Here is a 13530-nt window from a genome sequence, read left to right as displayed (position 1 = left end):
GCCCGGTTATTCCGGGGTGCTTGGTGCGCTGGAATGGGCCGGAGTGTTGGCGATGCCGCTGCTCACATGGCCCGATGGCACATGCTGCGCCGCCGAGTTGACGTGCCCCGTCTGGTCGTCAAAGAAGAAGTCAGGCTCAAATTCGCGCAGGAAGGGGCCTTTTTCGAGCCCGCCCAGAAACATGGCCTCGTCCACCGCCAGGTTCCACTTCATCAGGGTGTTGATGGCGCGCTCATGCGCCGGGGCGCTGCGGGCCGTGACCAGTGCAATGCGCAGGCGCATGCCCGAGGCACCCGCTTGCTGTTGCAGTTGGTGCAGGGCGGCCAGCAGGGGTTTGAACGGGCCGCCAGACAGCGGCAGGGCCGCCTTGCTGATTTCATGCGTCTGGAAGGCCGCCAGCCCTTCGGCCTGGTACACGCGCTCGGCTTCGTCCGAGAACAGCACCGCGTCGCCGTCAAACGCGATCCGCAGCTCGTTGGGGTAGTCCACCCCGGCGGCCACCGATTCGGTCAGCACCCGCGCCGCAGGGAAGCCCAGCGCCAAAGCGGCGTTCACGTCTTGCTCGTTGGCCGACAAAAACAGGTGCGCGCCCAGCGGCCGCAGGTAGCGGAAGGGGTCGCGCCCCTGGGTGAACACGCCGCGCTCCAGCGGCAGCCCAGCCTCCTTGGCCGAGCGAAAGATACGCAGCGCACTGACTGGGTCGTTGCGCGAGAGGATGACCACCTCCACCCGCCGCGCCTGGGGCGTGTTGAAGGCCAGCAGCTTGCGCACGAGCTGAAACGCTACGCCGGGCTTGGCGGGCACCTCCAGGCGCGCTTGCTGCAGCTCCATGTAGGCCCGCGGGTCCAGCGGGTCAAAGACGCGGTTTTCTTCTTCAAAGTCAAACAGCGCGCGTGACGAGATCGCCACCACCAGTTTGTCGTCCAGCGTTACGGCCATGGTGTGAGTTCCGGAGGGGCTTTATTTCACAAACTTGTTCAGCTCGATGATGGGCTGCATCACCGCCAGCACGATGGTCATCACGATCAGGCCCATGCTCACGATGAGCAGCGGCTCCAGGATGGTGGCCAGTTGCAGCGAGCGCCGCTGCACTTCGGTTGAAATTTGCGTGGCTGCGCGCTGCAGCATCAAGGGCAGTTGCCCCGTCTGCTCGCCCAGGCGGGCAAACATGGACACCAGCCCCGGGAAGCGCTTCTTCTGTGCCAGAGCCGATGCCAGCGGGGCGCCTTCGCGCACCAGCACCAGCGCATCCAGCGCATCGGCGCGCATGGCGCGGTTGTTCAGTGTTTCTGCGGCGGCCTGCAGCGCCTTCAGGATGGGCACGCCCGCGCCTGCCAGCATGGCCAGCGTGCCGGCAAAGCGGGCTGCGTTGTAGCCGCGTGCCAGTTTGCCCACCACGGGCAGGTTCAGCCAGGCGGCGTCAAACTTTTCACGAAAAGACTCGAAAGTCAGCGCCCAGCGAGCGCCAGCAGCTATCAAAATGAGAGTGATCAGCATCAACCAGCCATAGTGGCGGACCAAGTCGCTGATGGTCAGCATCATCACCGTGAGAAACGGCAGCGCCCGCTTGGTGCCTGCAAACACGCTGGCCACCTGGGGCACCACATAGCCCACCAAAAACAGCACGATGACGATGGCCACCACCGTCACGATGGCCGGGTACAGCGCCGCGCCGATGAGCTTGGCCTTGAGCGCCTGGCGGTCTTCCAGGTCATCGGCCAGGCGCTCGAGCACTATGCCCAGGTCGCCACTGTGCTCGCCTGCGCCAATCACGGCGCAGTAGATGTCTGAAAACTCGCGCGGGTGCTGCCCCAGCGCCCGGGCAAAGGTCGAGCCTGCATTCACTTCGGCGCGCAGCGCGGCCACCAGGTGGCTTTGTCGGTCGTCGTCGGCTTCTTCGCTCAGCGCGGTGAGCGCCCGCTCCAGCGGCAGGCCCGAAGACACCAGCCCGGCCAACTGCCGGGTCCAGATCGCCAGCGCCGTGGCACCAAACACCGGGCGGGTGAACAGGCGCTGCCCCAGCGCGCTGCTGCCCCCTGCGGTGTTTTGTCCTGTTTGCACCAGCTCCACCGACATGGGCACCAGCCCCTGGGCGCGCAGCATGCCGCGTGCGGACTTGGCGGTGTCGGCCTCCAGCAGGCCTTTGCGGGTCTGGCCCTGGGCGTCCAGGGCTTCAAATGAAAAAGCGGGCATGTATCGGGTGGCAAGCGGTGTCGGGTTGCAAAGTGGGCAGGGCAGGGCAGGGCGCTGCGCCGCCCACGATGGTAGCCGCTTGGTGTGAACCAAGGGCGGCCCAGGGCCCCAGCGTTTATTGATATCTTTTCTGATGGTCGCACAATGCCTCTGCGCCTGCGGCACGGGGCGGCAGGCCATGTCAGTCAAACACCAGGGAGTGAAGCATGCTCAAAACCAAAGTGGGACTTGTGACCGGGGCTTCGTCAGGCATTGGCCGCGCCATTGCACTGCAGTGGGCGCGGGAGGGCGCCAAGGTGGTGGTGTCCGATGTGAACACCGCTGCGGGCGAGGAGACTGCGGCGCTTGTGCGTGCCCAAGGGGGCGATGCGCTGTTTGTGGCCGCCGATGTGGGCAGCGCCGCTGATAGCGAAGCCCTGGTGCAGCGCACCGTGGCGCACTATGGGCGGCTGGACCTGGCCTGCAACAACGCCGGTATTGGCGGCCCGCAGGCCCTCACTGCCGACTACCCCCTGGACGGCTGGGCGCAGGTCATCAACATCAACCTCTCGGGCGTGTTCTACGGCATGAAGTACCAGATCGCGGCCATGCTGCAAGGCGGAGGCGGCGCCATCGTCAACATGGCGTCCATTCTGGGCGCCGTGGGGTTTGCCACGGCACCGGCCTACACGGCCGCCAAGCACGGGGTGGTGGGCCTGACCCAGGCCGCCGCGCTGGAGTACAGCGCCCAGGGCGTGCGCATCAATGCTGTGGGCCCGGCCTTTATCCACACCCCCATGATCAGCGGGCTGGAGGCCAACGCCGCCGTGCAGGCCATGCTTGTGGCCTCGCACCCCATCGGCAGGCTGGGCCAGCCCGAGGAGGTGGCCGAGCTGGTGACCTGGCTGGCGTCGGACAAAGCCTCGTTCGTCACCGGGGGGTATTACCCCGTCGATGGCGGCTATCTGGCGCGGTGATTCGTGCAGAGGATCCCTAGGCTCAGGCCAGTGCGGTGGGCTCGCTCGCCATATCGGCGAGTGCCTGCGCGGCAATGTCCAGCGAACGCAAGCGCAGTGCCGGGTCGTACACATCGCACACCAGGATCAGCTCGTCGGCCCCCGTGTCCTGCACCAGCCGGGCCAAGCCCTCGCGCACGGTGTCGGGCCCGCCGATCACGGCGGCCGCCAGAAAATCGCCAATCGCCGCCCGCTCTTGCGGCTGCAGCCGGGCGGCAAACCCCTCAATGGGGGGCTGCAGGCTGATGCGGCTGCCCGTCAGGATGCCTAGTACGCGCTGGTAGGTGCTGCTGGCCAGGTACTCGGCCTCGTCGTCGGTGGGGGCCGCAATCAACGGCACGCCAATCGCCACATGGGGCTTGGGCCAGGCGGCCGACGGGCGGTACAGATTGCGGTACAGGTCAATCGCCTGGTGCAAAAAGCGCGGCGCAAAGTGCGATGCAAAAGCATACGGCAAACCCCGTTCAGCCGCCAACTGGGCGGAGAACAGGCTGGAGCCCAGCAGCCATATGGGCACGTTGGTGCCCGCCCCGGGCGTGGCCACCAGCCGCTGGCCGGGTTCGGCCGGGCCCAGCAGGCGCTGCAGTTCGGCCACGTCTTGCGGAAAGTCGTCGGCCGTCTCTACCCGGCTGCGGCGCAGGGCGCGCATGGTGGTGGGGTCGGTGCCAGGGGCGCGGCCCAGGCCCAGGTCGATGCGGCCGGGGTACAGCTCGGCCAGCGTGCCAAAGGCCTCGGCCACCACCAGCGGGGCATGGTTGGGCAGCATCACCCCGCCCGAACCCACGCGGATGCGCGAGGTGCCCCCCGCGATGTGCCCCACCAGCACGGCCGTGGCCGAGCTGGCAATGCCCGCCATGTTGTGGTGCTCTGCCAGCCAGTAGCGGGTAAAGCCCAGCGTCTCGGCATGCTGGGCGGTGCGCAGCGCAATCTTCAGGGCTTCTGCCACCGTGCCGCCTTCGCGCACAGAGACCAGGTCAAGCATTGAAAGGGCGGGGCGGCGCAGGGTGGGGGCAAGTGCAGTGGTCATGCCTTCATTGTCTGCTGGTGCCAGCGTGGCTGCTGGGCGCGGGCGCTAGCCGCTGTCCGCAGCGGGGTTGCTGCGGCACGGGGCGAACGGGAGTGCATTTTTTTGATAGCCAAAACACAGGTTGCGATACAAAATGTTTCACGGAGGTGTATTTGCCCTTCGCGGTGTACCTCTCTCCCGTTCATCAACCAAGGCAAAGCATGGGCTTTTTCAGCCGTTTTTTCAAAATCCGCGAGCAAGACCCAGACAGTGCAGAGACCACCTGGGCCTTGGAGGACAACGGCAGCGAGCTGGTGCTGGACCCCGAGTACGCCGCCACCCTGATGACCGAGCTGGACCTGGATGCCGCCATCACCAGCCACGAGGCCTGGCGCATGCAACTGGACGATCTGGTGCACGGCCGCTCCCCCGAAGTCCCGCAGATTGACCCCACCTGCCAGGCCGACCGCTGCGACCTGGGGCGCTGGCTGGGCGGCACCGGGCGCCTGCGGCTGGGCCACTACCCGGCGTTTGACATGTTGGTGGCCCGCCACCAGTACTTTCACCAGCAAGCCGCCGCTGCGATCGACCTGGCCCAGGCTGGCGACGGGGCCAAGGCGCAGCACCTGTTCAACACCAGCTGCCGCCATGCATCCAACCAGGTGCTGTTGCTGCTCAAAGAACTCAAGCGCGGCCTGGGGCGCTGAGCGCAGCGCAGCATTCAGTGCTGAAAATTCAGCGTGTTTTGCTATGAATAAGTGAGCTGCTTGCGCTTGCTTTGCGGGCACTGTGGGGCAATTCTCTTGGCATATTGCATGCCCCTGATGCCCCTGGTGCGTCACATACCCCAGATGACGCCCCATCCGTTCGGGCTGAGCCTGTCGAAGCCAGGGCGCTCTGCGCGCAACGCCTCGCCGCCTTTGGCCCCTTCACCCTTCAGTAACTGCGCCCGCCTTTGTACATCGCGTGCTGGCGCCGGTTCAGCGTAGCGGCTTCGCCCAGGCGGCCCATGGCGGCGCCTGCGTGGGCGTGGGTGATGGCCATGCCCAGGCCGTCGGCCGCGTCGGTGCCGGGCAGGCCGGGCAGGCTCAGCAGACGCCGCACCATCTCCTGCACCTGGCTTTTGGCCGCGCGGCCATGGCCCACCACGGCTTTTTTCATCTGCAGCGCGGTGTATTCGGCCACGGGCAGGTTGCTGGCCACCAGGGCCGTGATGGCCGCGCCCCGCGCCTGGCCCAGCAGCAGGGTGGATTGCGGGTTGACGTTGACGAACACGATTTCGACCGAGGCCACATCGGGCTCGTAGCGGGCCGCTACCTCGGTAATGCCGTCAAACAGAATCTTGAGCCGCCCAGGCAAGTCGCCCAGCGCCAAGGTGGTGGTGCGGATGGTGCCGCTGGCCACATAGCTGAGCTTGTGGCCATCCATGTCCACCACGCCAAAGCCGGTGGTCTGCAGGCCGGGGTCAATCCCTAAGATGCGCATTTGCTATTGAATTTGTAGCTGCTAGCGCTTATTTAATAAGCGCTAGAGGCCAATTTTGTTTAAAGCCCGAAGTACCAGCGTGCCGAGTGGAAGAACACGGGGGCGGCAAAGCACAGCGAGTCCACCCGGTCCAGCAGCCCCCCCGCGCCGGTGACCGACATGCCCTGCATGCCCCAACTGGTCACGCCCCGGTCGCGTTTGAGCGCCTTCATCACCAAATGCCCCAGGCTGCCCGCAAAGCACGCCAGCAGCGCCATGCCCAGTGCCTGCCCAGGCTTGAACGGCGTGATGAACGACAGCAGCCCGCCCGCCAGCCCGCCAGCGGCCACACCGGCCAGCCAGCTCGCCCACTGAAAGCTCTGGCTCACTTGCGGCGCTACCGGCTTGTGCGGAAAGCGCCGCCCCAGCAGGTGCTGCACCAGCATGCAGGTCTGCACCACAAACACCAGGAAGAAGACGAGGAAGGCACCCTTTTCGCGGTAGCCCGGAAAGTCCAAAAGCAGCAGCGCGGGCACATGGCTCATGCCATACACGCAGACCATGATGCCCCACTGCAGCTTGGCGTTGCGCTCCAAAAAACGCTCAGGGTCGTTGGCCAGCGCGCTCACCACCGGCAGCGCCAAAAACACGTACACCGGGATGAACACCGTGAACAGGTCGAACATCTTGCTACCCACGATGGTGAACTGCAGCGGCAGCACCACAAAGAAGGCCAGCACCAGGCTGCGGTGGTCGCCACGCCGCGTGGGCGAGAGCGTGATGAACTCGCGCAGCGCGAAGAAACCCACGATGGCAAACAGCACCGTGGCCATCGTATCGCCCAGCGCCCAGCCAATCCAGAACACCGTGGCCATCATCCACGAGGTTTTGATCAGGCCCCAGAAGCGCTTGGCTTCCTGCATGCGCGCATCGGCCAACGGGTCGTCACTGGCATGCTCGCGCAGCGTTTTGGCAAAGCCCCACAGGGTGGCCAGCGAGAGCACGCCAAACATGACGATGAACAAGGCACCAATCTGCTGGGAGGGGGTGAGATTGCGCAAAAAACTATTCATTCCAAGAATCCCATATCGGCCCATTCAATGCTGCCTTTGTGGTGGGCGCTGCCCCTGCCAGGGACGCCGAGCAAAGGCCGCCCTGCAGCGAGGGCGTAGTCCCCCCTCGGGGGGAAGGCGCGAAGCGGCTTAGAGCGGCTCACAAAATTCAGCGAAGCGGCCCTGGCTAGGCGTTTCGCCGCAGGCAGTACAAGCAGTACGACAAGGCGGGACAACGACGCCAGGGGAGTTTTGTGAGCCGCTTTTAGGGGGGGCTTCATCTCACACCTCGCGCAGGGCCATGACAGCGCGGCGGGCGCGGTCGAGAAACGGGCGGCGCTCTTCGCCAGACTCCAGCGCAATCGGCGCGCCAAACGTCACCGAGCACAGGATGGGCACGGGCACTACCTCGCCCTTGGGCATGACACGCTGCACGTTGTTGATCCATGCAGGCACCAGCACCACGTTCGGGAACATCTGCGCCAGCTTGAACAGGCCGGACTTGAACGGCTGGGGCTCATCGCCATGGCCGCGCGTGCCTTCCGGGAAGATCACGATCGAATCCCCACTCTCCAGCGCGTGCACCAGCGGGGCGAGCGGGTCGCCCTCGGGCAGCGCGGCGCGCAACTCCTCGGGGCTCGGCTCACGGGGCGGCGCATCGGGCGCCGGGTCGGGGCCACCAGCGGCGGCGGTCTCGGCCTCGGTGCTGGACGGTGGCACGGCCAACGCTGCAGTGGCCTGCGCGGTATCGACCACAGCGGGGGCCGCAGGGGCGGCTGAAGACGCGGCGGCTGCGCCGGGCGTGCGTGCCGGGCTGGCTTGCCGGTCCACATACACCGCGTTGAACACCGCCGTGGTGATCCACTGCTTGAACGGCGTCTTGGTCCAATAGTCCTTGGCGGCAATGGGGCGCGTGATGCTGCGCAATTCCTCCGGCAGCGCCGCCCAGATCAGCACCATGTCGGCATGGCTTTGGTGGTTGGCAAAGTAGATTCGCTGCTCCGCCTTGGGCGGGCACCCGTACCAACGCGCCTGGGACCCGGTGAGGAAACGCACCACGCCCAGCAAAAGGAAACTCATTAACTTGGCAAGCATGGCGGGGATGATACGGGGGTGCAGGCCAGCGACGCGGCGATGGCTGTGGGCAGTTCGCATTGCCAGGGATCTTCCTGGCATCTCACTTGTTCTGTGCCAAGTCAACCGATGCTTCTGCTTGCTGTCGCAACCGGCTCAGCGGGCTATTCAAAGCACGTCGATTCTGACCAGGTTGTGGTTTACAGGCCCCTGGGGTTGCGTGATGCAGACGCCAGGGTACCTATTGATGTTTTGCAAGAGTTTAGGGTTCATTGGCTCGGTGTAAAACACCGCTTTCACGTAGACCAATTCATCAGGTTTGATCACCGTTTCCAGCAGATGGGCCATGTGCGCCCTCATGTGATCTTCCGTGCTGTGCGGGGTGAATTCAACGGAGCCATCCATGCGAAATATGACCAGATTGATCTTGAACTGGAACCCATCAATCTGTTTCGATGGGAGGCTCCCTACCCAGCATCCATCTATGTGCGGGTTCTCGCTGATCGCGTCGCGAAATAGGTTACGCGCCGTGGCACAAAGGGGTTCCAGTGGCTCGTTGGCGAAGCGAGTCCATAGGTTTTCATCGATAAAACGGGATGTCCAGCCCAATGCGGCGTCTAGCTTCCTGATAGATCGTTCTATGGTGTCAGCGTTGTCGCGGCTTAGGTGGTAGTCGCTGATCCTTTGTAGGGCCACAGCAGCTATCTTTTTGTTCAACCGGATGGCTGTCTGCAGGTGCTGAATGCCCTCCTCATGGTTGCCCTCCAGTAAAGCGCGGCCGAGCTCGTAGTTCAGGTACGCATCTGATGGATGTGTCGCCACCATTGCCCGGAGTGCATCCAGTGCGGTAGTGGATGCAGACAGCGATGCTGTCGCAACGGCTTGCAAAACCAGATCACCTGGATTGGCCTCCGCCTCGGCGTGTAGCCAGCGCATGCGGTAGTGATCGAAGCACCACGAATGCTGGTGTTTATTGATCCATGACGTTTGGTAGTCGCGAAAGATGGACGCCCAGCTATCCGGGAAGGCTTCTACGCCAGCGCAGACGCTATTCCACTGCGGTGGCTCTATCGCGACGCAGAGGTGGTCGGCCCGCTGCTGGAGGCGCGGGTGGGTGTCGTACAGGCTCAGTGGGCGTGTTTTGGCGGTTGTCAGCGTGGATGCAAAGGACTCCTCTGCATAAAACTGCACCTTCGTGAGAATCATCTCAAGAATGTTTTGGGGTGGAGTGTCGGACTGCAGCTTCCATTGCACCCAATCTTTTTGCATTGCATGGTGCTGGATGTGCTCGTGCAGTTCCATCTTCACCAGAGCATCGATCAAGCACTTGGCCAGGCCGGCGCGTTTGGCGCAGTCGTCGGCTTCGTATTCGCATTGGTGCGACCATGCTGAGGACTGGCGCAGGAAAGCAGGAATGAACCTTCGGGCTGCGAGCTTTTGCAGCGACTGAATAAATCCGTCCTGTTCTGATCTGCGGCTCAGCAGAAAAATGCTCCACTTGTATCGGACCCGGTAAATCCATTGGCCCACCCGGTTGTGCTGACGAGAGAAGTGCCCCAGTTCATGGGCCACAACGGACTTGACTTCGTCGCTGCTCAGGTACTGCAGCAGTGGCAGCCCTATGCGCAGCGTTTTCCGTGCCCCGAACCCCAAAAAGCCGGGTGATACATAGGCCGATGCGTTCAATTCTTCGGTCAAAACGATGTGGTGGATCTTGCATTGGCCCACTGTCTTCGAAAGCTCAGTGACCCAGCGGTGAAGCACACTCCCTGGTGCTACGGCGATGGCATCGCGGTCATCAATGGGGTCTGGCCGATTGGCCCACAGCACGACCAAGAACAGCGTTGCTCCCGCCAGTGGCGCTGGCTTGGGCGAGTAAAAGACGGCGCAAAGCCAGGTGATCACCGCAGCAGGAACTAGTGCCAAGATGTAGTAAATGCTCTCTACAAAAATGCACAAAACCAAAAGTCTGAATTTTTGAAATATTGAAAACTGCATAGCGTTTCTGAGGGGGCCGATGGGCATGCTGGATGGGCTGTGCTGACTGGTGAGGATTTGAGCAGACCGCTGCGACCGGGCGGCTCGGCGCATTCACAGATCGTGAGCAGATTGGGCGCTGTGAAACTGCGGATTTTGGGGTGTGCCGCACGGCTCGGGCGGTGCTTACCCCCAGATGCGGTACGCCCAGAACGCCTCTTCACGCAGGATGCCGTCATACAGCGCCTGCGGCGTAAAGCCCGTGATGCGGCGCGTGACACGGCACAGGTGCGACTGGTCGGCATAGCCTGCCCCCACGGCTACTTCAGCCCATGACACGGTGCCTTGGTCGACATGGGCGGTCAGCGCATCAAAAAAGGCTTGCTCTGATTTGCCCATGCCGCGCAGCTCCCGCAGGGGCAGCCCAGCCCAGCGCTTGATGCGCCGCTCTAGCTGGCGCAGGCTGCGGCCGGGGGCGGACAGTGCCGCGCGTTGGGCCAGATGGTTGGCCCAGTCGGTGTAGCGGTGTGCACTGTGCAGGGTAGTGGGTCGGCAAGCCTGCCAGCGGGGCTCCAAAAAGTCTTCCAGGCACGCCAGGCGGCTGGCGCTGTCTGGCTGTGATTGCACGGCTTCCAGCAGGGGGCGCCAGTCAGGCGGCAATGCGGCCTGGGCATCGACAAAGCGGTTGGTCAGGGCTTCGGGCTCCAGCCCTGTCAACTGGTGCAGGGCATCGGGCAGCAGCAAAACCATCATGCCTTCGGTGGGGTCAGGGCACCAGCTTGTGCTTGGCGCCGTCTGTGGGCCGCTGAGCACCCAGCGGCCGGGCAATGGGGCGCGCTCGCAGCCCAGTGTGGCCACTGTGCCTGGGTTGCGCGGGACCAGCGTCTCGCCTTGACCCTCAAACCACCAGCTCAGGCTGCACAGGGGCGAGGCCGGGAAGTGGTTGAGCCGCTGCGCGTCGGTGAGCTCATACCCCATGGTGCTGCGCACCATGGCGGCGCGCAGGCAAGAGGTGAGCGAGGCCCTGGGCAGCCAGAGTTGGCCTGAAGGGATCAACCCGGGCGGGTGGTCTGCAGATAAAGGTGCCAAGGTGGCCATGGCCGCGGAGTGTACCCAGGAACCCTCTGCACAAATCACCGCGTCGTTTGCATCTGGGGTCTCGGGCGGTCTGCGGTGTTGCAAATACTCGCATAGCGATAGCGATAGCGATAGCGATAGCGATAGCGATAGCGATGGCGATAGCGATAGCGATAGCGATGGCGATGGCGATGGCGATGGCGACGGCGACGGCGATGGCTGCGCTTTGCAGCCCGTCCCGATCCGCAGCGCACACTTGGCCGACGCGATTTGTGCAGAGGATCCCTGGCCGCAGGTGTCGTATTCGTTCAATACGCGCAGCACCGTGTGACACACCATGCGGGGCATGAACACCTCCGTACACGCATCCCCCTCCGTCCAGACCGGGCTGACCGCTGCCACCTCTGCCACCGCTGCCATGGCGGCGGTGGCAGACCCAGCCGATGTTCCTCGCCCCTTGCAGCTCAGTGGCCCGCGCAGCCCCTGGTGGGGCCTGCCCCTGTTGCGTGACATGCGTGCCGACTACCTGGGCTTTGTCACGCGCCTGCACCAGCAGCACGGCGACCTGACCCGCATGCGCCTGGGTTACGAAGACGCCTGGGACCTGATGCACCCCGACCTGGTGCGCGAGGCGCTCATCACCCATGCCGACCGATTGATCCGCTGGGAGCGGGGCATGGAGGTGTTTGAAGAAGTGTTTGGCCAAAGCGTGCTGGTGACCGAGGGCGCCACCTGGCAGCGCCAGCGCCGCATGCTCATGCCCGCCTTCACCCCCAGGCGTGTGGCGGGCTATGCACAGCTCATGACCGATGCCGCCCGCCGTGCACTCGACGCTGCCGTGCCCACGGGCCAGCCGCGCGCGCTGGTGCCGGTGGATGCGCTGTGGACGGACGTGGCCATGGACGTGATCTTGCGCACGCTGTTCAGCGAGTCGGCCCAGGCCGATGCCCGCGATGCCGCCTGGGCCACGCAGACGCTGTCGGAGGCGGCCTTCCGGGAAATGTTCATGCCCTTCACACTGCCCGACTGGCTGCCTCTGCCGGGCAAAGCCGACAAGCGCCGGGCCCTGGGGGCGCTGAAGGGGCTGGTGCAGCGGCACATTGACGCCCGCCAGAGCGAAGCCCCTGTGGCCGATGGGGCCTCGGGTAAGCCCGAGCGCAGCGACTTGCTGCACATGCTGCTGGCCCTGCGCGACGAAAGCACGGGCGAGACCCTGTCGCCACAGGAAGTGCTGGACCAGTGCCTGGTCACCTTCCAGGCTGGGCACGAGACCAGTGCCACCACCTTGCTGTGGTGGACGACGTTAATGGCCCAGCACCCCGAAGCCGCCGCGCGCGCCCAGGCCGAGGTGGACGCGGTGCTGCAAGGCGGTGTGCCCGGCCCAGAGCACCTGGCCCAGTTGCCCTGGCTGGGCGCCACACTCAAGGAGGCTTTGCGCCTGTACCCACCCATCGCCGCGCTGATGAACCGCCGCACCACTGCCCCCATCACCCTGGGTGGGGTGGCCGTGCCGCAGGGCGCCCTGCTGCGCATCACCCCTTGGGTGCTGCACCGCGATGCGCGCTGGTTTGCGCAGCCCGAGCAGTTCCAGCCCGAGCGCTTTCTGGACGGCGCGCCGCCTGTCCCCAAGGGCGCTTGGATCCCCTTTGGCCTGGGGCCGCGCGTGTGCATTGGCCAGCACTTTGCGATGCTGGAGATGACGCTGCTGGCGGCCATGCTGCTGCAGCGCTACACCGTGCGCTGGCCTGATGCCGCACCGGCTTGCGCGCCCCGCTTGAACGTGACGCTGCGGCCTGAGGAGCGGGTGTCGGTGTGGCTAGAGCGCAGGGGCTGATCTTGGGTGGCGCATAGTCAAGGCTTATGTTGGTATTGCCCGCGTTGATCTTCCCGCTGGTCTTGGTACTTGCCTTGCAGAAGCTGTACCAAATCCCCAAACAGCTTTGGAGGGCGGAACTCCACTTTTGCCCACAGCGGCGCGGCTGGTGGGTGATGGTCTGCGGCGTTGCCTACCTGGCTTTGTTGGGCTGCACCCTCAGGCTGGGCTTTGTGCTGGTGCGGGCGGGGTGGGCCTCAGACGAGCCCTTGTCTGCCTTCCTGGCGGTACTGGGCTGGGTGGCCGCCTATCCGTGCGTCTATGTGGGCGCGGCGTGGGCTTTCTACCATGGCCTGAAACCTCGGCCTGGGGTGGTGGGCTGAGCGATGCAGGGCTACCTCGGACAAGGTTCTACGGCAGCTCCGCATTCCCCATCCGCCCCAGAATCGTCCGCGTGCGGCCCGCCAAGTAGGCCGAGCCGGGCGTTTTCTCAAACCGCTTGGGCGCGGGCAGCCTCAAGGCGAGGCGGACGTGGAAGCGCATTTACGCAGATTTGCGTCGTCGATCTCTCAAAAACCGAAAGATGAAGATGTAGGCCCACCATTGCGGCCCGCAGAGGGCGAGCCATACCAACTGCTTGAACGCAACAAAGGTAGTGAAGTCTTGTCCGTAAAGCGATTTCGCGGCAAGTGCGGCGGGAAACCATGAAGGGAAGTTCAGTGCGGCTAGCACTGTCTCGGCATAGCCCGGGACGTTGCAGCATGCTGAAATCGGAATTCGGTCATAGGCAACTCCGATGCTCCAGGCGCTGAATACAGCAACCAACGCAATGTTCGTGGCTGCTATCCAGCGCTCAGCTTGCGTGAGTTTCATCAGTCG

Annotated in this window: 14 protein-coding genes and 1 pseudogene; 5 read left to right on the top strand and 10 right to left on the bottom strand. The window is 64.4% G+C overall.

From position 1 onward, the window contains the following. Nucleotides 1-6: 6 nt before the first annotated feature. Nucleotides 7-939: a 5'-nucleotidase gene (locus CLU86_RS13200; protein ID WP_099741915.1), complete on the bottom strand. Its 933-nt coding sequence runs from the start codon at nucleotides 937-939 to the stop codon at nucleotides 7-9. A 21-nt stretch (nucleotides 940-960) separates the two neighbouring features. Next, complete coding sequence (gene gspF / locus CLU86_RS13195) at nucleotides 961-2193, bottom strand: type II secretion system inner membrane protein GspF (protein WP_099741914.1); 1233 nt, start codon at nucleotides 2191-2193, stop codon at nucleotides 961-963. 206 nt (nucleotides 2194-2399) lie between these two features. Between gspF and CLU86_RS13190 the strand changes: the two genes are divergently transcribed. Next, on the top strand, nucleotides 2400-3149 hold the full coding sequence (locus CLU86_RS13190; protein WP_099741913.1) for an SDR family oxidoreductase: 750 nt from the start codon (nucleotides 2400-2402) through the stop codon (nucleotides 3147-3149). Between the two features lie 22 nt (nucleotides 3150-3171). On the opposite strand, the gene CLU86_RS13185 is transcribed toward CLU86_RS13190, so the two are convergent. Beyond that, on the bottom strand, nucleotides 3172-4215 hold the full coding sequence (locus tag CLU86_RS13185; RefSeq protein ID WP_199175122.1) for an LLM class flavin-dependent oxidoreductase: 1044 nt from the start codon (nucleotides 4213-4215) through the stop codon (nucleotides 3172-3174). Between the two features lie 200 nt (nucleotides 4216-4415). On the opposite strand from CLU86_RS13185, the gene CLU86_RS13180 reads away from it, so the two are divergent. Beyond that, a complete protein-coding gene (locus CLU86_RS13180) occupies nucleotides 4416-4901 on the top strand; it encodes a CZB domain-containing protein (protein ID WP_099656491.1) in 486 nt (161 codons plus the stop codon). Between the two features lie 229 nt (nucleotides 4902-5130). Here CLU86_RS13180 and ruvC read toward each other — a convergent pair whose 3' ends face one another. The 5 genes from ruvC to CLU86_RS13155 all read right to left on the bottom strand — a co-directional run bounded on the left by ruvC (nucleotide 5131) and on the right by CLU86_RS13155 (nucleotide 10754). After that, complete coding sequence (gene ruvC / locus CLU86_RS13175) at nucleotides 5131-5679, bottom strand: crossover junction endodeoxyribonuclease RuvC (protein WP_099656490.1); 549 nt, start codon at nucleotides 5677-5679, stop codon at nucleotides 5131-5133. A gap of 59 nt (nucleotides 5680-5738) precedes the next feature. Further along, nucleotides 5739-6731: a phosphatidate cytidylyltransferase gene (locus tag CLU86_RS13170; protein ID WP_099741911.1), complete on the bottom strand. Its 993-nt coding sequence runs from the start codon at nucleotides 6729-6731 to the stop codon at nucleotides 5739-5741. A 261-nt stretch (nucleotides 6732-6992) separates the two neighbouring features. After that, nucleotides 6993-7805 (bottom strand): 1-acyl-sn-glycerol-3-phosphate acyltransferase, encoded by an 813-nt coding sequence (locus tag CLU86_RS13165; RefSeq protein ID WP_099741910.1) that lies wholly within the window; start codon nucleotides 7803-7805, stop codon nucleotides 6993-6995. Between the two features lie 147 nt (nucleotides 7806-7952). Continuing rightward, nucleotides 7953-9809, bottom strand: a complete 1857-nt coding sequence (locus CLU86_RS13160; RefSeq protein WP_158236329.1) for a M48 family metalloprotease — start codon at nucleotides 9807-9809, stop codon at nucleotides 7953-7955. A 138-nt stretch (nucleotides 9810-9947) separates the two neighbouring features. Then, nucleotides 9948-10754, bottom strand: coding sequence for a helix-turn-helix domain-containing protein (locus tag CLU86_RS13155; protein WP_233194993.1), 807 nt, complete (start codon nucleotides 10752-10754; stop codon nucleotides 9948-9950). Between CLU86_RS13155 and CLU86_RS13150 the strand changes: the two genes are divergently transcribed. The 3 genes from CLU86_RS13150 to CLU86_RS22635 are packed head-to-tail and all read left to right on the top strand — an operon-like array spanning nucleotide 10738 to nucleotide 13034. Next, nucleotides 10738-11169 carry a hypothetical protein gene (locus tag CLU86_RS13150; RefSeq protein WP_199175218.1) on the top strand — a complete coding sequence of 144 codons (432 nt, stop codon included), beginning with the start codon at nucleotides 10738-10740 and terminating at the stop codon, nucleotides 11167-11169. The genes CLU86_RS13155 and CLU86_RS13150 overlap by 17 nt on opposite strands. A 15-nt stretch (nucleotides 11170-11184) precedes the next feature. Next, nucleotides 11185-12672 (top strand): cytochrome P450, encoded by a 1488-nt coding sequence (locus tag CLU86_RS13145; protein WP_233194992.1) that lies wholly within the window; start codon nucleotides 11185-11187, stop codon nucleotides 12670-12672. A 26-nt stretch (nucleotides 12673-12698) separates the two neighbouring features. Further along, nucleotides 12699-13034, top strand: a complete 336-nt coding sequence (locus CLU86_RS22635) for a hypothetical protein (RefSeq protein ID WP_143226706.1) — start codon at nucleotides 12699-12701, stop codon at nucleotides 13032-13034. Nucleotides 13035-13062: 28 nt separating this feature from the next. Here CLU86_RS22635 and CLU86_RS23055 read toward each other — a convergent pair. Both CLU86_RS23055 and CLU86_RS13130 read right to left on the bottom strand, forming a co-directional pair. After that, nucleotides 13063-13179, bottom strand: a pseudogene (locus CLU86_RS23055) (monofunctional biosynthetic peptidoglycan transglycosylase); the annotation flags it as partial. A gap of 15 nt (nucleotides 13180-13194) precedes the next feature. Continuing rightward, the gene (locus tag CLU86_RS13130; protein WP_099741906.1) at nucleotides 13195-13524 is read right to left on the bottom strand and encodes a hypothetical protein; all 330 of its coding nucleotides are present in this window, start codon (nucleotides 13522-13524) and stop codon (nucleotides 13195-13197) included. Between the last annotated feature and the right edge of the window lie 6 nt (nucleotides 13525-13530).

The organism is Acidovorax sp. 62 (assembly GCF_002754495.1).
Classification (GTDB): Bacteria; Pseudomonadota; Gammaproteobacteria; order Burkholderiales; family Burkholderiaceae_C; genus Acidovorax.
Note: the sequence above shows the minus strand (reverse complement) of the source record. Positions and strands in the feature narration are given on the sequence as shown.